This window comes from Serratia sp. 14-2641 (genome assembly GCF_001692375.1).
GTDB lineage: Bacteria > Pseudomonadota > Gammaproteobacteria > Enterobacterales > Enterobacteriaceae > Chania > Chania fonticola_C.
Genome location: NZ_LXKR01000005.1, coordinates 1 through 18,100, shown reverse-complemented (window position 1 = coordinate 18,100; position 18,100 = coordinate 1). Strand labels below are relative to the sequence as shown.

Here is an 18,100-nt window from a genome sequence, read left to right as displayed (position 1 = left end):
TCTGAGGACTGGGTTAACGAAGGTTAACGCGCCATGCTCAAATCCCTCCGCCGGTATTGACCGGATCAGGTTCGACGGGTGTGCTCTCAGCGGAAAACCGTTGGCCAAAAATTGGCGGGTTCTCCGCACCCCGTTGAGTCGGCGCTATTGTAGAGGCTTAGCGGCGTGGGTGAAAGGCGATTATGCTTCCGGCGGCGCAAACCAGGCAGATTTAAAATCGAACCAGCCGAGGGTATTCATCCGTACCCCACGCATACTGCGTTGACCATGCAGTTGCAGCCAGTGGTGGAATAACGGATGCAACTGATGGCTGCTGACCAGGCGCTGGCAAAACTCGGCCATGGACAGGCTGTTTTCCCGCCACTGAGCGGCATCCTGCGCGATATCTTCCGTCAGACAATGTTGTATCAACGGCAGTTCGTATAGCGTGGCAAACAGCGAAAACTCCAGCGGCAGGGTGAAGTTGGCGCTGCCTAACCACAGATCGCTTTGCGCCTTGCCCTTATGCCAGGCTTCATAATCCACGACCTGTACATTGAGTTTGATGCCCTGCTCAGCCAGCAGAGAGGCGATAGCCTGCTTGATTGCGTGGAACTCGGAGTGTTCACTGTAGAAGGTCAGGGTCAATTCGGTTAAGCCTGCAGGCTTGGGTTGCTGCCCCAACACACGGTTATGTAACCAGCGCGGGAGAATGCCATAGGCCGGAGCCCAGTAACGCTGGTAGAGCGGCCCGGCGTGGCTCAGCAGTGCGATTGGGTTGATCAGTTCGCTTAGCCAACTGCGGATTTCCGGATCGGCCGCCAGTGCCGAACGCTGATCGAACAATAGAAAATAACAGCCTTCCTCGAGGCGGCTTTCCAGCTCGTTCCTACCGGTATCATCCCCCTGTAACTGGACGCCGGAGTGCGCCAGCTCTTCGGTGATTTCTGGTAATACCCAAATGTTGACCTCATCGATCAGGGCGCGATAGCCAAAGTAGTCGTCAAAGGCATGGATTTTCATCTGGCTTTGGTTGTTGTGTATCACGCGATAGGGGCCGGTGCCGATCGGATGGCGAGCAAAGTCCGGCAGGCTCTGCCATTCGCGCGGCAGGATCATGGCATGTACGCTGCTCAGCAACCAGGGCAGCCAGTAGTCCGGCGTGTGCAGATGTACATCGATGACATAGGGCGTAGGCGAGTCGATCCTGTCGATATGTGAAAATAGCGGTTGTGGGATCAGGCGGTTGAGCGACTGGATCACATCTTCCATTTCCAGCTCACGGCCATGGTGAAAATGGATCGCCGGACGTAGATAAAAACGCCAGTGCAAAGGAGTGATCGTTTGCCAATGATGCGAAAGATCGGGATCCAGTTCCCCGTTTTCCTCGTTTACCCGCGTCAGGCCGTTGAAAATCTGTCTTGCCAGGTGGGTTTCTGAACGGCGTAGTGCCGAGCCGGGCAACAGGTTGTAAAGCTGACGATAGTAGAGCACTCGCAGGATATGTTTCCCCTGGCGGAAGCTGCGCCCCAACTGGGAAAGCAGCATTTGGCGTACCACGTCTTTATCGCCCACCAGTTGGACCAGTTGGTCGATGCGATCCTGTTCCAGCAGTTCCTCGGCGCGTTGTTGTTGCAGTGCCAATCCGGTGTAGTGAAAGCTGAGCTGCGAACGCTTACCCCGGCCGGATTCGGCCTGCCAGGTCAGCCAGCCCTCGTGCTGCATGGCTCCCAGTAGCGAACGAACGTGGCGTCGGGAACAACTGAGCACCTCTGCCAACTCTTGCAGCGTGGTTTCGGTGGTTTGGCCATGGCAGCGTTGCCACAGGCGGATGAACTGTTGTTGCAGGCGTGAGGTGGACATAAAAGAGGAACTCTCTGGCATCAAGTCGTCAATTTATCTTTCCCTATATTACGCCGATAATGAGGGCAGTTGAATCAGCGGAGGGATAACAAATGACGGTTCTGTTAACTAAACAGTTTTATCAGCGTTATTTCACCGCGATCCGCCGCCAGCAGGCAGATTGGCTGCGGGTGGTACCTGAACAGGCGCGGCTGGAGATGCTGGCCCACTTGACCCAGTGGGACATCGCCACGCTGAGCGACAAGCAATACCGTGAGCGTATCTGACGTTCACCGCAAAAGTGTTTCTGAGTAATGGTGCTTTTCACCAGCCAGTGGGGTAACACCCACTGGCATTTTTATCTGCCGTCTTTACTTCCTTCGGCAATTTTCCTTCTGTAGCATAGCCTTCTTTATTTCTGGATAGGGATATCGCCATGAGTTTCAGACGCTGGTTGCCGCGCCGTTTTAATCCCGTTTTTGCCGCCTTCTTGTTGATAGCCTTCCTGACCGGCATTGCCGGAGCGCTGCAAGCCCCCACGCTGAGCCTGTTTTTGACCACCGAGGTAAAGGTGCGCCCGTTATGGGTGGGTATGTTCTATACCGTGAATGCCATCGCCGGGATTGCCGTCAGCTTCCTGTTGGCCAAGCGTTCGGATACCCGTGGCGATCGGCGCAAGCTGATCCTGGTGTGCTGTGCCATGGCGGTGGGCAATAGCCTGTTGTTTGCGTTCAACCGTGATTATCTGACCTTGATCACTGCTGGTGTATTGCTGGCCGCGATTGCCAATACCGCCATGCCGCAGATTTTTGCCCTGGCGCGTGAGTATGCGGACAGCTCGGCACGTGAAGTAGTGATGTTCAGTTCGGTGATGCGCGCTCAGCTTTCACTGGCCTGGGTGATTGGCCCGCCGCTGTCGTTTATGTTGGCACTGAACTACGGCTTTACCGTGATGTTTATAATTGCGGCGGGGATTTTTGTCGTCAGCGTGCTGCTGGTGTGGCTGATATTGCCTTCGGTGCCCCGTGCCAACGTTGAGATCAGCGTAGATTCTCCGCCTATCGCGCCAATCAGCGCCTGGCGCGATCCCGATGTGCGCCTGCTGTTTGTGGCCTCGATGCTGATGTGGACCTGCAACACCATGTATATCATCGATATGCCGCTGTATATCACTGCCGACCTGGGCTTGCCAGAACGGCTGGCAGGTTGGCTGATGGGGACCGCCGCCGGGCTGGAAATTCCGGCTATGCTGCTGGCGGGTTATTACGTCAAACGCTTTGGCAAACGCAATATGATGCTGTTTGCGGTGGCGGCAGGCGTACTGTTTTATGCCGGGCTGGTGCTGTTCAAGTTCCAGTCGGCCCTGATGGTATTGCAGCTGTTCAACGCGGTGTTTATCGGCATCGTTGCCGGGATCGGCATGTTGTATTTTCAGGATCTGATGCCGGGGCGGCCCGGTGCCGCGACCACCATGTTTACCAACAGCATTTCGACCGGGGTGATCCTGGCCGGTGTACTGCAAGGCGCGTTGGTGGAAAACTTCGGGCACTCTGCGGTTTACTACCTGATTACTCTGCTTGCCATCCTGGCGCTATGGATGTGTGCCAAAGTTCGCGAAGTGTGAGCTGTAACACCCGGTTAGTTGATACATATCATTGAGAAAACCGCTCCATTCTCACTAAGATAAACGGACTCAGAGCGTGAGCTTCACGCTCTTATCCATCTTGCTATTGAGATGCCGATCCCGTTGATTAAAGTGGGTATGTTATGGATAAACTAACGCCGCTCAAACCTGTTCCCGCCCTCTGTGCCGTTATCGCTGCTCTGCTGATTTGGTTTGTGATCCCCGTCCCTGAAGGGGTGGCACCGAATGCCTGGCATTTGCTGGCACTGTTTATTGGGACCATCATTGCCATTATCGGCAAGGCGATGCCGATCGGCGCCGTATCCATCATTGCCATTGCGCTGGTGGCCGTGACCGGAGTGACCAACCCTGGCAAGCCGGGGGCCGCGCTGGACGATGCACTGAGCGGGTTCTCCAACCAACTCATCTGGCTGATCGGTTTCTCGATCATGATCTCCCTGAGCCTGAATAAAACCGGCCTGGGATCGCGCATTGGCTACTACTTTATCTCGCTGTTTGGCAAGAAAACGCTGGGGATTGCCTATGCGTTAACCCTGGCGGAAACCGTGCTGGCCCCGGTGACGCCGAGCAATACCGCCCGTGGCGGCGGGATCATCCACCCGATAATGAAATCGATAGCGGACAGCTTTGGCTCCAAGCCCGAGCTGAATACCTCCGGCAAGATTGGCCGCTATCTCTCACTGGTGAACTACAACATCAACCCGATCACCTCGGCGATGTTTATCACCGCAACTGCGCCTAACCCGCTGATTGTCAATCTGATCGCCAAAGGCGCGGGTTCCGAGTTCGAACTCACCTGGGGCATGTGGGCGATAGCGGCGTTGGTACCGGCAATCTGTTCGCTGATTGTCATGCCACTGGTGGTTTATCTGCTGTATCCACCAGAAATCAAAAGCACCCCGGATGCGCCGCTGTTTGCGCAAGATAAACTGCAAACTCTGGGGCGGATAACCCTGCCAGAGAAAATCACGCTGGGCGTGTTTGCCCTGTTGCTGATGCTGTGGGCCGGGGTTCCTGCGATGATTTTTGGCCCCGCACTGGCGGTTAACCCAACGACGGCTGCGGTGATTGGTTTGGCGATCCTGCTGGCAACCGGCGTACTGAGCTGGGACGACGTGCTGAAGCACAAAGGGGCCTGGGATACCGTGGTCTGGTTTGCCGCCTTGGTGATGATGGCGACCTACCTTGGCAAACTGGGTCTGATTGCCTGGCTGTCACAAACGGTAGGTTCGGGTATCGATCATATGGGGATGAGCTGGGTCGGAGGGACCATTCTGCTAACGCTCGTCTATCTCTATTCGCATTACTTCTTTGCCAGTACCACCGCGCACGTGACCGCCATGTTCGCCGCGTTCTTTGCCGCAGGTATTGCCCTTGGTGCGCCTCCGGCTCTGCTTGGCCTGATCCTGGCCTTCTCGTCTTCGCTGATGATGTCGTTAACCCATTATGCTACCGGTACCGCGCCGATCATCTTTGGGTCGGGCTATGCCACTCTGGGGGAATGGTGGAAAACCGGCTTTATCATGAGCGTGGTCAACCTGCTGATCTGGGCGTTGATTGGTGGGGTATGGTGGAAGTGGTTAGGCTATTGGTGAGTTTGATGAAAGCCTCACCCGCCGGGCGGCGGGTGAGGCTGAGGTTTAGTTCAGAAAGGCCGGTTGCTGCGCTTCGTAGCGGGAAATCTCCGCTTCGTGCTGCAACGTCAGGCCAATGCTGTCCAAACCGTTAATCATGCAGTGGCGGCGGAAGCTGTCGATCTCAAACGGGTAGCTTTTGCCCCCGGCGTTCACCGTCTGGTTTTCCAGATCGACCACGAACTCTGTACCTTCGTGCTCTGCCACCAGCTTAAACAGCGTATCCACATCCTGCTCGCTCAGCGTGACCGGCAGCAGCTGGTTGTTGAACGAGTTGCCGTAGAAGATATCCGCAAAGCTTGGTGCAATCACTACCTTGAAGCCGTAATCAGTCAGTGCCCATGGTGCGTGCTCACGGGATGAGCCACAGCCAAAGTTTTCCCGGGCTAACAGGATGCTGGCCCCTTTATAGCGCGGAAGGTTCAGCACAAACTCAGGATTTGGCTGCTGACCCGCATCGTCCAGAAAGCGCCAGTCGTTGAACAGGTGCTGGCCGAAACCGGTGCGGGTGACTTTCTGCAGAAACTGCTTCGGGATAATGGCGTCGGTATCGACGTTGGCCGCGTCCAGAGGCACCACTAAGCCGGTATGTTGAGTAAATTTAGCCACGCTGGTGCTCCTTAGTGCAATTCACGGATGTCGGCAAAATGGCCGGTAACGGCAGCTGCGGCGGCCATAGCCGGGCTGACCAGATGGGTACGCCCACCGCGGCCCTGACGCCCTTCGAAGTTACGGTTGCTGGTTGAGGCACAGCGTTCGCCAGGGTTCAGACGGTCGTTGTTCATCGCCAGGCACATGGAGCAGCCTGGCAGGCGCCATTCGAAACCGGCTTCGATAAAGATCTTGTCCAGACCTTCCTCTTCCGCCTGAGCTTTGACCGGGCCGGAGCCAGGCACCACAATCGCCTGCACGCCTGCGGCCACTTTACGGCCTTTGGCAATGGCGGCTGCGGCACGCAGATCTTCGATGCGTGAATTGGTGCAAGAACCGATAAACACTTTGTCGATTGCGACGTCAGTCAGCTTGATGCCGGGTTTCAGATCCATATAGGCCAACGCTTTTTCAGCTGAGGCACGTTCCACCGGATCGCTAAAGGAATCGGGGGTTGGGATTGCCTGATCGACCGCGATAACCTGCCCAGGGTTGGTGCCCCAGGTGACCTGTGGCGCGATATCTTCCGCCCGCAGGGTGATGGTGGTATCGAATTTGGCTTCGGCGTCGGACTTCATGGTGCGCCAGTAGGCCACGGCCTGCTCCCAGTTTTCCCCGGTAGGAGCGAACTGGCGCCCTTTCAGGTAATTGAAGGTGGTGTCGTCTGGCGCAACCAGGCCCGCTTTGGCACCCATCTCAATCGCCATGTTGCACAGCGTCATGCGGCCTTCCATGCTCAACGCTTCGATAGCTTTGCCACAAAATTCAACGACGTGGCCAGTACCGCCAGCGCTGCCGGTTTTGCCGATCACGGCCAGCACGATATCTTTGGCGGTGATACCTTCTGCGGCATCGCCGGTGACTTCAATCTTCATCGTCTTGGCGCGGCCCTGCTTCAGGGTTTGGGTCGCCAGCACGTGTTCCACTTCCGAAGTACCGATACCGAACGCCAGCGAGCCAAAGGCACCGTGCGTGGCGGTATGTGAGTCGCCACAGACGATGGTCATGCCCGGCAGCGTCATGCCTTGCTCAGGGCCGATAACGTGCACAATGCCCTGGAAGGGGTGGTTCAGGTCATACAGTGAGACGCCGAACTCTGCGCAGTTCTTGATCAGCTCCTGCATCTGAATGCGAGCCATCTCGCCGCTGGCGTTGATGTCTTTGGTCTGGGTCGACACGTTGTGATCCATGGTGGCAAAAGTCTTGCCCGGCTGACGCACTTTGCGGCCCATGGCACGCAGGCCGTCGAACGCCTGTGGGGAGGTCACTTCATGCACCAGATGACGATCGATGTACAGCAGCGGTGTCTCGTTTGGCGCTTCATGCACCACGTGGGCATCGTATAATTTCTGATATAAGGTCTTGGCCATGATTTACGCCCCCTCAGCCACGAAGCGGGCAATGATATCGCCCATTTCATTGGTGCCGATGGCTTTGCCGGCACCGGCCAGATCGGCGGTACGGTAGCCCTGTTCCAACGCCTGATTAATGGCGCGCTCGATCGCATCTGCGGCTTCATCGGCACCCAGGCTGTAACGCAGCAGCAGGGTGGCAGACAGAATTTGCGCGATCGGGTTGGCAATGTTTTTGCCCGCGATGTCAGGTGCGGAACCCCCGGCGGGTTCGTACAGGCCAAAGCCTTGTTCGTTCAGGCTGGCGGAAGGCAGCATGCCCATCGAGCCGGTGATCATGGCGCATTCGTCCGACAGGATATCGCCGAACAGGTTGGAGCACAGCAACACGTCGAACTGGGACGGGTCTTTGATTAACTGCATGGTGGCGTTGTCGATATACATGTGCGACAGCGACACATCCGGATAGTCCTTGGCTACCTGAGTCACAACTTCACGCCACAGGATGGAGCTTTGCAACACGTTGGCTTTATCTATCGAGGTGACGATATTGCGGCGTTTGCGGGCAGACTCGAAGGCGATACGGGCGATGCGTTCGATTTCAAAGCGGTGGTAGACCTCGGTATCAAAGGCGCGCTCATGCATGCCCTGGCCTTCACGGCCTTTGGGTTGGCCAAAGTAGATGCCGCCGGTTAACTCACGTACGCACAGAATGTCGAAGCCACGCGCGGCAATATCGGCACGCAGCGGGCAAAAATCTTCCAGCCCTTGGTACAGGCGAGCAGGGCGCAGGTTGCTGAACAGTTTGAAGTGCTTGCGCAGCGGCAGCAGCGCACCGCGCTCCGGCTGCTCTGCCGGTGGCAGGTGCTCCCATTTAGGGCCGCCTACCGAGCCGAACAGGATGGCATCGGCCTGCTCGCAGCCGGCAACGGTCGCTGCGGGTAATGGGGTGCTGTGGCGATCGATGGCAATACCACCGACGTCATATTCACTGGTAGTGATGCGGATACCAAAGCGTTGGCGCACGGCATCTAACACTTTATGGGCCTGGGCCATTACTTCTGGGCCGATCCCGTCTCCGGGCAAGACGGCAATGTGGTAAGTCTTAGTCATGTTCACACCGTTTCCTGATTATTTTGATGTTTGGTTTGCTGCAAGCGCTGCTTTTCTTTTTCTACTTGCTGAGAGCGCCAGATATTGTTCAATACGTGGATCATCGCCTTGGCAGAGGATTCCACAATATCGGTTGCCAGGCCCACGCCATGGAAGCGGCGGCCATTGTAAGACACCACGATATCAACCTGGCCCAGCGCGTCGCGGCCCTGGCCTTTGGCGGTCAGTTGGTATTTCACCAGCTCAATCGGGTAGTCGGTAATACGGTTGATGGCTTGGTAAACCGCATCGACCGGCCCATTGCCTGTGGCGGCTTCGGACTTCTCTTCGTCGCCACATTTCAGTTTGACCGAGGCGGTAGCCATAATGCTGCTGCCAGACTGCACGCTGAAGTATTCCAGACTGAAATGCTCAGGCTCTTCCTGCTGCTTGTTGATAAATGCCAGGGCTTCCAGATCGTAGTCAAACACTTGGCCTTTCTTGTCGGCCAGCTTCAGGAAAGCCGCATACAGCACGTCCAGATTGTAATCCTGCTCCTTGTAGCCCATTTCTTCCATGCGGTGTTTTACCGCCGCGCGGCCGGAACGGGAGGTCAGGTTCAACTGGACATCTTTCAGACCGATGGTCTGCGGGGTCATGATTTCGTAGTTCTCCCGGTTTTTCAGCACGCCGTCCTGGTGGATACCGGAGGAGTGAGCGAAGGCATTGGAACCGACGATGGCCTTGTTGGCCGGGATGGGCATATTGCACAGTTGGCTGACCAACTGGCTGGTACGGTAGATTTCCTGATGATTGATATTGGTGTGCACCTGCATAAAGTCCTGACGCACCTTGATGGCCATGATCACTTCTTCCAGTGAACAGTTACCGGCACGTTCGCCGATGCCGTTCAAGGTGCCTTCTACCTGGCGGGCACCGGCCTGGACGGCAGCGATAGAGTTACCCACGGCCATGCCCAAATCGTCGTGGCAGTGGACGGAGATAATCGCCTTATCAATATTAGGCACGCGGTCGTACAGCGTAGTGATGATGCCGCCGAACTGGTTTGGCGTGGTGTAGCCAACGGTATCAGGGATATTAATGGTAGTGGCACCGGCATTGATGGCGGCTTCTACCACGCGGCACAGGTTATCAATGGGGGTACGGCCAGCGTCTTCACAGGAGAACTCTACGTCATCGGTATAGTTACGGGCGCGTTTGACGGAGCGCACCGCCATTTCCAGCACCTGGTCGAAAGAGCGCTTCAGTTTGGATTCGATATGCAGGGTGGAGGTGGCCAGGAAGACGTGAATACGGAAGGCCTCGGCCACGCGTAATGCTTCGGCAGCGACGTCAATGTCGTTATCAACACAGCGTGCCAGACCACAAACGCGGCTGTTTTTGATCTGGCGGGCAATGGTCTGTACTGACTCGAAGTCCCCAGGTGAGGAGACTGGGAAGCCGACTTCCATTACATCGACACCCATTCTTTCCAGCGCCATGGCGATCTGGATTTTTTCTTTAACGCTCAGGCTCGCCTGCAGCGCCTGTTCACCATCACGCAATGTGGTATCGAAAATAATGACTTGTTGGCTCATCGTGTTGTTCCTTGTCGTGTTTGTTTCACGCTAAGCGGGTAAAAAAAAACCCGCGCAGTAGCGCGGGTTTTGCAGATGATGGGCTGAATCAGCTTTGAACCCCGTCCACCAGCGTACCGCGCACATAAGATGCGTTTAGTAGTAGGCCTAGTAGACGGTGAGTACGGATCATGGCGGTCAGCTTCTCTAAAATTGTTTCGTTGCCTAATTTGATACTTTATTGGCCGGGGCATGTCAACACCTGATTAAAGCAGGGGTATTGAAAAGCGCGGCGCCAGTGGGGATGGCGCTAGTTGGAAACTCGGTAAAACCTCCCAGGGCCAGCGCTAAATCCGCAGGTGATGGGGGTTTTATTAGCATAAATGGTTTGAAAGTGGCGCTGTTGCATTGATTAACAAGACTACTAGGTTAAAATTTTTCGTTGGCGCAAAAAACCAGCAAACGTGGTTTGATAGGATGCTGATGTTTCTGGTTTGGTATTCATGGTGTCAATTTGTTTTTGTTAATCTATTCGTAATTCGTATTTTTAGCGCTGAACTGAGCCGCTACAATCAATTAAGTGATGCTAAAGATACCTATTTTGCTCTGGCATGATTGTCCATTAACTCATTTTATGGTCTGATCCAGAGGTTGATGGGGCCAAACAGGTATCCATAACACAGGTGTTTTGTCTGCCAATTTTGTTTGTATGCCATCGGCGAGTTGCGAACCGATGTGCCAAAGCTACCTAACGACGAACAATGCCTAATATGCACCCTGTGTCATATTTTTATAGGATGATGCCCGATTGCTATCTTACAAGGGTAGTCAAAAGGGATAACTAATTTCGCTGTGTGGGAATAACGTAGCGTGTCTTTTCCCGTTATTCCCCTGCGCGCTAGCGGGATTATCTACATGGGACTTAGTGGAGTTTGGATATGTCCGAATATAATTCAGGAACTGTCTTGAGGAAAGAAAACGGTGATATTCATTTGCGCAGTGTGGATCTTAATTTACTCACTGTTTTTGATGCAGTTATGCAGATGCAGAATATTACCAAGGCGGCAAATTCCTTAGGGATGTCGCAGCCAGCGGTCAGCAATGCCGTGTCGCGTTTGAAGATCATGTTCAACGACGAGCTGTTTGTCCGCTTCGGCCGTGGCATTCAGCCTACCATGCGCGCCCGCCAACTTTTTGGCCCGGTACGCCAGGCACTGCAGCTGGTACAAAATGAGCTGCCAGGCGCTGGTTTTGATGCCCTGAGCAGTGAACGCCTCTTTATGCTTTCTATCTGCAGCCCGCTAGATATTCGTCTGACTGCCAAAATAATCAACAACGTCAAGAGCATGGCTCCCAACGTGCAGATACAGACCAAGTCTTACATGAGCAATAACATCGAGCATCAGTTACGCTATCAGGAAACCGAGTTTGTTATTGGCTATAGCCGCCTTGAACATCCCGAGTTTCAGGATATTGCCTTATTCGATGATGAATTGACCCTGGTTGCCGCGCAGTCTCACCCACGCCTGGTAGGTACCATTAGCCAGAAACAGATGCTGGCGGAGCATCATGCCGTCATCGCATTGGAGCGCTTTTGCTCCTTTAGCAAACCCTACTATCTGGACGAAACCCTACAACGCAGTGTCACCCAGCAATGTACCGACCTGTTCAGCGTATTGAATCTGGTCGCCATGACCGAGATGGTGGCAATCGCTCCTCGCTGGTTTGCCCAGCAGCACGCACAAGCCTTGCAGCTAAAATTAATTCCGCTGCCTTGGGAGAGAAAAACCACCACCTGTTATCTTTCCTGGCATGAGTCTGCCGAGCGTGATGAAGGCCATCAGTGGATGAAGTCCGTACTTAGCCAAGCGGGTGTATTGCGTTAATTAGTGATTTATTGGCCCAGCGCGCTTTCGAGTGCGTCGGGTTGATAATGGACAGCGTGAAAGATTAATAAGAATAGGCTCAAGAAAAACTAAGATAATTCCGTGTAGTGATACCGTGAAAAATATCATTAACCCGCGAGGGTTATTTAATTTAAGTGACCGAAACACTATTCTGCCCCAAACGAGACTGCCGTTATTTTAACCTGTCACCTTTCCTTTCTTGTCGTCGATCCCACTTTGTCTGTTTGGCGTAAACCTTTTGCACTCCCTTTTGTCCAAGATCAAGAGAAATGAGCACAAGCGCGTTTTGGCTCACACTTCTACGCTGAAATCCCTTTTCCCACAGCCGGAGACTAGGTAGACTGCGCAAAAAAAGTAAACACGTGTAAGCTGAGATGTGAGAGCTTCCGCTCCAATCGCGGTTAACTGGTTGATTAATTTCAGGCATAGAGCGCTATGACCAATACCTTGCAGCATTACCATCAGGTCGAACGTATACAGCATCACATTGCTAACCGTGCCGAACATACGGCTTTCCGTCAGTGGTCCCCGCAGGGAGAAACACGGCTGACCTGGTCGCAGGTCGGGGCGCATATGCAACATATTGCCTGCGCCTTGCTGGCACTGGGCGTCGAAGTACAGGAACGTATCGCGATTTTTGCCAACAACAGCATGGCCTGGTCGTTGGCCGATCTGGCGATCCTCGAGCTGCGGGCGGTCAGCGTGCCGCTTTATGCCACCAACACTCCTGCTCAGGCGGCATTTATCATTAACGATGCCGATATCCGCATTCTGTTTGTCGGCGAACAAGAACAGTTGGATGCCGCGATTGCGCTGCGTGGCGTATGCCCGCAACTGACCCACATTATTGTCTTTGATGCTTCAGCTGATTTGCGCGGCTGTGAGATTGCTCAACACCTGCATCATTTCGAACGTCTTGCGGATATCGAGCGTTTCGAAGCCCAGCGTCAGCAAAGAATTGCCGAGCGCGATTTGCAGGATTTATTCACCCTTATCTACACCTCAGGCACCACCGGGGAGCCGAAAGGCGTGATGCTTGACTACCGCAATATGGCCGCACAGTTGCAGCTGCATGACGATCGTCTTACGGTGACGGCGGATGACGTTTCCCTCAGCTTCCTGCCACTGTCACACGTGTTTGAACGTGCCTGGAGCTTCTTTATCATGCATTCGGGCGCGCAGAACGTTTATCTGCCCAATACCGACTGGGTGCGGGAAGCGATGGCCGATGTCAAACCGACCCTGATGTGTGCAGTGCCACGCTTTTATGAAAAAATCTTCAGCGCGGTGCATGAAAAGGTCGCTCGTGCGCCTTGGTTACGGCGTGCCTTATTCCACTGGGCCATCGTCTGCGGTGAACGTAAGTTCCTCCAGGAAAGGGCTGGGAAACCGTTAGGCAAGCTGTTCGACCTCTCTCACCGCTGGGCTGACAAGCTGGTGTTAAGCAAGCGGCGGGGGATCCTGGGGGGGCGGGTGCGCTTCTTGCCGGCGGCCGGTGCCAAGCTTGATGATAACGTCATTCTGTTTTTCCAGGCGATGGGCATCAACATCAAATACGGCTACGGCATGACGGAAACCTGTGCCACGGTCTCATGCTGGGAAGAGAACAACTTTCGCTTTGGTTCGATCGGCAAGCCGCTGCCCGGCGTAGAAGTGCGCATTGGCGATGAAAATGAAATCCAGGTGCGTGGGCCAATCGTGATGCGTGGCTATTTCAATAAACCCTTGGAGACGGCCGATAGCTTTACCGCAGACGGTTGGTTGAAAACCGGTGATGCTGGCATGATCGACGATGGCGGCAACCTGTTTATTACCGAACGGCTGAAGGATCTGATGAAGACCTCCGGCGGCAAATACATTGCGCCACAGATGCTGGAAGGTACCCTGGCGCAGGATCGCTTTATTGAACAGGTCGCGATCGTTGCCGATGCACGCAAATTTGTCTCCGCGTTGATCGTCCCGAGTTTTGAATCGTTGGAAGAGTATGCCAAATCGGTCAATCTTAAGTATCAGGATAGGCTCGAGCTGCTGCGCAACAGCCATATTATCGAAATGTTCGAAAAGCGTTTGCGGGAGATGCAAAAAGAGTTGGCTCTGTTTGAGCAGGTGAAGAAATTTACCCTGCTGCCGGCGGCCTTCTCGATGGAATTGGGAGAGCTGACTCCGACGCTGAAGCTGCGTCGCAAGGTGATCCTACAGCGTTATCAGCATGAAATAGAGTCGATGTATCAGGAAAAGTGATGATAGGGGCGGCAGGCGGACGAAAAATCCTCAGCCGCCCTGCCTGATATAGTTCTGTAATTACCCCCACCCTCGAAATAATGCCTAGCTGAACAACCGCTCAGCTAGTGCATAGTTTTGCCAAGCCGCACTTCTCCAGCCTGATGGCAATACCCTTGCCCACGATAAGCCATTTTGCCGTTTGCCTGCCCCATATTCTGACGCTATGTTAAGAGTCCAAAACGTCCATAAGATTTTTGGGGCCATGCCCCAGACAGGACAGGCGCTACGTTCCGGCGTCAGACAAGAACAAGCTATGTAAGCCTGGAGGCAAACCCATGGAAATATTGTCAGGAGCCGAGATGGTCGTCCGATCGCTGATCGATCAGGGCGTTAAGCATGTATTCGGCTATCCGGGCGGGGCGGTACTCGATATCTATGATGCCCTGCACACGGTAGGGGGCATCGATCATATTCTGGTGCGCCACGAGCAAGGGGCGGTGCATATGGCCGATGGCTATGCACGAGCAACCGGCGAAGTGGGTGTCGTGCTGGTCACTTCTGGCCCTGGGGCTACCAACGCCATTACCGGCATCGCCACCGCCTATATGGATTCCATCCCGATGGTGGTGCTATCTGGTCAAGTGCCGAGCTCACTGATTGGTTACGATGCGTTCCAAGAGTGCGACATGGTGGGTATCTCCCGCCCGGTGGTAAAACACAGCTTCCTGGTCAAGCGTACCGAAGACATTCCTTCCGTGCTGAAAAAGGCGTTTTACCTGGCTTCTACCGGCCGCCCTGGCCCAGTGGTGGTCGATCTGCCGAAGGATATCGTCGGCCCGGCGATAAGAATGCCTTACGCGTATCCGCAGGACGTCAGCATGCGTTCCTACAACCCGACGGTGCAAGGCCACCGCGGGCAGATCAAACGCGCCCTACAGACCATTCTGGCGGCAAAAAAGCCGATCATGTATGTGGGCGGCGGTGCCATCAATTCGGAGTGTCATGAAGAGTTACTGCAACTGGCGGAAAAGCTGAACCTGCCGGTCACCTGTACGCTGATGGGGCTGGGGGCGTTCCCGGGGACTCACCGCCAAAGCGTCGGTATGCTGGGCATGCACGGCACCTATGAAGCCAACAAGACCATGCATCATTCCGACGTGATTTTTGCCGTTGGGGTGCGCTTTGACGATCGCACTACCAATAACCTGGCCAAATACTGCCCGGATGCCACGGTGCTGCATATCGATATCGACCCGACTTCCATTTCCAAAACGGTGGATGCCGATATTCCTATCGTTGGCGATGCCAAACAGGTGCTGACGCAGATGCTGGAACTGCTGGCGCATGAGGACAAAGCGCAGGATTTCGATGCGCTGCGTGACTGGTGGCAGTCCATTGAACAGTGGCGCGCGCGTGATTGCCTGGGCTACAACAAAGACAGTGGCACCATCAAACCTCAGGCGGTGATCGAAACGCTGCACCGCCTGACCAAAGGCGATGCCTATGTCACCTCCGACGTTGGCCAGCATCAGATGTTTGCCGCGCTTTATTATCCGTTCGATAAACCGCGCCGTTGGATCAACTCGGGTGGCTTGGGCACTATGGGCTTTGGCCTGCCAGCCGCCCTCGGGGTGAAACTGGCACTGCCAGACGAAACGGTAGTGTGCGTCACCGGTGACGGCAGCATCCAGATGAATATCCAGGAGTTGTCCACGGCTCTGCAGTACAATTTGCCGGTAGTGGTGGTCAACCTGAATAACCGCTACCTGGGCATGGTGAAGCAGTGGCAGGACATGATCTATTCTGGCCGCCATTCTCAGTCCTATATGGATTCCTTGCCGGACTTCGTCAAGCTGGCCGAGGCCTATGGCCATGTTGGCATCGCCATTCGTACCCCGGATGAGCTGGAAAGCAAGCTGGCGCAGGCGCTGGCTGAAAAAGAACGTCTGGTGTTTGTCGATGTGACCGTCGACGAGACCGAACATGTTTATCCAATGCAGATCCGCGGTGGAAGCATGGACGAAATGTGGCTAAGCAAAACGGAGAGAACCTGATGAAGCGCCGTATCTTATCGGTATTACTGGAAAACGAATCCGGTGCGTTGTCGCGCGTCGTCGGGCTGTTCTCTCAGCGTGGCTACAACATCGAAAGCCTGACGGTTGCTCCTACCGATGATCCAACCTTGTCGCGCATGACGATCCAGACGGTGGGTGATGAAAAGGTACTGGAGCAGATAGAGAAGCAGTTGCATAAGCTGGTTGACGTTCTACGCGTCAGTGAGCTGGTGCAGGGGGCTCACGTTGAGCGTGAAATCATGCTGGTGAAGCTGCAGGCTAGCGGCTATGGTCGTGAAGAGGTGAAACGCAGCACGGATATCTTCCGTGGCCAGATTGTGGATGTCACCTCGTCGCTTTACACCGTGCAGTTGGCGGGGACCAGCGACAAGCTGGACGCTTTCCTCAACGCCGTACGTGAAGTAGCGGAAATCGTCGAAGTGGCCCGCTCGGGGATTGTTGGCGTGTCGCGTGGCGACAAGATTATGCGCTGATAGCGGGTTTTCTGCACGGTATCCGGGGCGTGGCAGGTTTGCTGCGCCCTTTCTTTTTAATTTTTTGCCCATTTGCTGGCACCTTTGGGCGAAAGCGGTTGCTCGGCAGTGTTTTCTGCTGTTAGATCGCCATTACGGGTTGAATAACCATAGTGACTATCATGGTTACTCATTACCCTTCCGCTTTCGGTTTCGGTTCGCTGCATGCTTAGCCGTACATTGAAAGCGTGGGGTAAACAACGCCACACGATCCATTGTCATTTTGAGAGTCATTTAAAGGGGTTAACGTGAAACTGGATGAAATCGCGCGTCTCGCAGGCGTTTCGCGCACTACGGCCAGTTATGTCATCAACGGCAAGGCGAAGCAGTATCGTGTCAGCGATAAAACCGTCGAAAAAGTGATGGCCGTGGTCAGGGAGCACAATTATCACCCGAATGCCGTAGCGGCAGGGCTGCGTGCGGGCCGCACTCGTTCTATCGGCCTGGTGATCCCGGATCTGGAAAATACCAGCTATACCCGCATCGCCAACTACTTGGAACGCCAGGCGCGTCAGCGCGGTTATCAACTGTTGATCGCCTGCTCGGAAGATCAGCCGGATAATGAAATGCGCTGCATTGAGCACCTGCTGCAACGCCAGGTTGATGCGATCATCGTCTCCACTGCGTTACCGCCGGAGCATCCTTTCTATCAACGCTGGGCTAACGATCCTTTCCCGATTATCGCGTTGGATCGCGCTCTGGATCGTGAACACTTTATCAGCGTGGTGGGGGCCGATCAGGAAGACGCCTTTGCCTTGGCGCAGGAGTTACGCACTTTCCCCGCCAAGTCGGTGTTGTATCTGGGGGCTTTACCTGAGCTTTCGGTCAGCTTCTTGCGTGAGCAGGGCTTCCGTCAGGCCTGGCAGGATGATGAACGGCAGGTGGATTATCTCTATGCCAATAGCTATGAGCGTGAAGCAGCCGGAGTGCTGTTCGCGGAATGGTTGAAAACCCATCCGATGCCACAGGCGTTGTTTACCACCTCATTCTCGCTGTTGCAGGGCGTGATGGACGTTACGCTGAAACAGCGTGGGCGTTTACCGGCGGATTTGGCGATTGCCACCTTTGGTGATCATGAGTTATTGGATTTCCTGGAATGCCCGGTGCTTGCCGTGGCTCAGCGCCACCGTGATGTTGCCGAGCGGGTGCTGGAGCTGGTGCTTGCCAGCCTGGATGAACCGCGCAAACCTAAACCGGGTATGACGCGCATTCGCCGTAACCTGTTCCGCCGTGGCAGCCTGAGCCGCAAATAATGCCCTCACCCTAACCCTCTCCCACAGGGAGAGGGGACCGATCGAGTCACAATTTGCCTACGCCATTCGTTCTGTACACCCGGTGACTGATTAACTCCTGTTCCTGATCACAGCTTCGTATCAGCTCTCCTTGGTGGAGTGGGTCTGAAACTGTAGTGACTCACTTTGGTGCCGAGATTATCTCTTTAGCTCCAGCAGAGCAGGGGCAATCAGCCCCCTCTCGCTGTGGGAGTGTACAGACCGAGGACATCATGAACACTTGTTCGGGGACATGGTAGACACTTACAACATAGGTATGAGTACTTCTGAGTGGAGCTGCTTATGCCGTGGAATGAGAGATCTGCCATGTCATTACGTA

The 18,100-nt window shown here is 54.7% G+C and carries 13 protein-coding genes and 1 riboswitch; of the genes, 8 read left to right on the top strand and 5 right to left on the bottom strand.

All coding sequences use genetic code 11. The annotated features are described in order from the left end of the window. Positions 1 to 24: 24 nt before the first annotated feature. A riboswitch (TPP riboswitch) is annotated at positions 25 to 143 on the bottom strand. Positions 144 to 180: 37 nt separating this feature from the next. Then, the gene (gene sgrR, locus A6U95_RS03880; protein ID WP_065683551.1) at positions 181 to 1,842 is read right to left on the bottom strand and encodes an HTH-type transcriptional regulator SgrR; all 1,662 of its coding nucleotides are present in this window, start codon (positions 1,840 to 1,842) and stop codon (positions 181 to 183) included. 92 nt (positions 1,843 to 1,934) lie between these two features. On the opposite strand from sgrR, the gene sgrT reads away from it, so the two are divergent. From sgrT to A6U95_RS03870, 3 genes are all read left to right on the top strand, one after another. After that, complete coding sequence (gene sgrT, locus A6U95_RS29560; RefSeq protein ID WP_071784940.1) at positions 1,935 to 2,108, top strand: glucose uptake inhibitor SgrT; 174 nt, start codon at positions 1,935 to 1,937, stop codon at positions 2,106 to 2,108. A gap of 149 nt (positions 2,109 to 2,257) precedes the next feature. Further along, on the top strand, positions 2,258 to 3,445 hold the full coding sequence (locus A6U95_RS03875; protein ID WP_065683550.1) for a sugar efflux transporter: 1,188 nt from the start codon (positions 2,258 to 2,260) through the stop codon (positions 3,443 to 3,445). A gap of 143 nt (positions 3,446 to 3,588) precedes the next feature. Further along, positions 3,589 to 5,061: a DASS family sodium-coupled anion symporter gene (locus tag A6U95_RS03870; RefSeq protein ID WP_065683549.1), complete on the top strand. Its 1,473-nt coding sequence runs from the start codon at positions 3,589 to 3,591 to the stop codon at positions 5,059 to 5,061. 45 nt (positions 5,062 to 5,106) lie between these two features. Here the strand turns inward: A6U95_RS03870 and leuD are convergent, their stop codons facing one another. From leuD to leuA, 4 genes are read right to left on the bottom strand one after another with little or no spacing between them, the layout of a single operon-like run. Further along, on the bottom strand, positions 5,107 to 5,709 hold the full coding sequence (gene leuD / locus A6U95_RS03865; RefSeq protein WP_024483541.1) for a 3-isopropylmalate dehydratase small subunit: 603 nt from the start codon (positions 5,707 to 5,709) through the stop codon (positions 5,107 to 5,109). Between the two features lie 11 nt (positions 5,710 to 5,720). Next, positions 5,721 to 7,121, bottom strand: coding sequence for a 3-isopropylmalate dehydratase large subunit (leuC, locus tag A6U95_RS03860; protein ID WP_024527182.1), 1,401 nt, complete (start codon positions 7,119 to 7,121; stop codon positions 5,721 to 5,723). 3 nt (positions 7,122 to 7,124) lie between these two features. Then, on the bottom strand, positions 7,125 to 8,216 hold the full coding sequence (leuB, locus tag A6U95_RS03855) for a 3-isopropylmalate dehydrogenase (RefSeq protein ID WP_024483539.1): 1,092 nt from the start codon (positions 8,214 to 8,216) through the stop codon (positions 7,125 to 7,127). A gap of 2 nt (positions 8,217 to 8,218) precedes the next feature. Next, a complete protein-coding gene (leuA, locus tag A6U95_RS03850) occupies positions 8,219 to 9,793 on the bottom strand; it encodes a 2-isopropylmalate synthase (RefSeq protein WP_021179308.1) in 1,575 nt (524 codons plus the stop codon). A gap of 917 nt (positions 9,794 to 10,710) precedes the next feature. On the opposite strand from leuA, the gene leuO reads away from it, so the two are divergent. The 5 genes from leuO to cra all read left to right on the top strand — a co-directional run bounded on the left by leuO (position 10,711) and on the right by cra (position 17,742). Continuing rightward, positions 10,711 to 11,658 carry a transcriptional regulator LeuO gene (gene leuO / locus A6U95_RS03845; protein WP_065683548.1) on the top strand — a complete coding sequence of 316 codons (948 nt, stop codon included), beginning with the start codon at positions 10,711 to 10,713 and terminating at the stop codon, positions 11,656 to 11,658. A 456-nt stretch (positions 11,659 to 12,114) separates the two neighbouring features. After that, entirely contained in the window at positions 12,115 to 13,920 is a 1,806-nt protein-coding gene (locus tag A6U95_RS03840) for a long-chain fatty acid--CoA ligase (RefSeq protein ID WP_065683547.1), read from the top strand. A gap of 317 nt (positions 13,921 to 14,237) precedes the next feature. Then, on the top strand, positions 14,238 to 15,956 hold the full coding sequence (ilvI, locus tag A6U95_RS03835) for an acetolactate synthase 3 large subunit (RefSeq protein ID WP_065683546.1): 1,719 nt from the start codon (positions 14,238 to 14,240) through the stop codon (positions 15,954 to 15,956). After that, the gene (gene ilvN / locus A6U95_RS03830; protein WP_021179312.1) at positions 15,956 to 16,450 is read left to right on the top strand and encodes an acetolactate synthase small subunit; all 495 of its coding nucleotides are present in this window, start codon (positions 15,956 to 15,958) and stop codon (positions 16,448 to 16,450) included. The genes ilvI and ilvN overlap by 1 nt, the downstream gene beginning before the upstream one ends. Before the next feature lie 287 nt (positions 16,451 to 16,737). Then, positions 16,738 to 17,742 (top strand): catabolite repressor/activator, encoded by a 1,005-nt coding sequence (cra, locus tag A6U95_RS03825; RefSeq protein WP_021179314.1) that lies wholly within the window; start codon positions 16,738 to 16,740, stop codon positions 17,740 to 17,742. Positions 17,743 to 18,100: the final 358 nt, after the last annotated feature.

What these genes read in the sequence shown, in the direction of transcription:
- sgrR (WP_065683551.1), bottom strand. Translation starts at nt 1,842, where the DNA reads ATGTCCACCTCACGCCTGCAACAACAGTTCATCCGCCTGTGGCAACGC.
- sgrT (WP_071784940.1), top strand. Translation starts at nt 1,935, where the DNA reads ATGACGGTTCTGTTAACTAAACAGTTTTATCAGCGTTATTTCACCGCG.
- A6U95_RS03875 (WP_065683550.1), top strand. Translation starts at nt 2,258, where the DNA reads ATGAGTTTCAGACGCTGGTTGCCGCGCCGTTTTAATCCCGTTTTTGCC.
- A6U95_RS03870 (WP_065683549.1), top strand. Translation starts at nt 3,589, where the DNA reads ATGGATAAACTAACGCCGCTCAAACCTGTTCCCGCCCTCTGTGCCGTT.
- leuC (WP_024527182.1), bottom strand. Translation starts at nt 7,121, where the DNA reads ATGGCCAAGACCTTATATCAGAAATTATACGATGCCCACGTGGTGCAT.
- leuB (WP_024483539.1), bottom strand. Translation starts at nt 8,216, where the DNA reads ATGACTAAGACTTACCACATTGCCGTCTTGCCCGGAGACGGGATCGGC.
- leuA (WP_021179308.1), bottom strand. Translation starts at nt 9,793, where the DNA reads ATGAGCCAACAAGTCATTATTTTCGATACCACATTGCGTGATGGTGAA.
- leuO (WP_065683548.1), top strand. Translation starts at nt 10,711, where the DNA reads ATGTCCGAATATAATTCAGGAACTGTCTTGAGGAAAGAAAACGGTGAT.
- A6U95_RS03840 (WP_065683547.1), top strand. Translation starts at nt 12,115, where the DNA reads ATGACCAATACCTTGCAGCATTACCATCAGGTCGAACGTATACAGCAT.
- ilvI (WP_065683546.1), top strand. Translation starts at nt 14,238, where the DNA reads ATGGAAATATTGTCAGGAGCCGAGATGGTCGTCCGATCGCTGATCGAT.
- ilvN (WP_021179312.1), top strand. Translation starts at nt 15,956, where the DNA reads ATGAAGCGCCGTATCTTATCGGTATTACTGGAAAACGAATCCGGTGCG.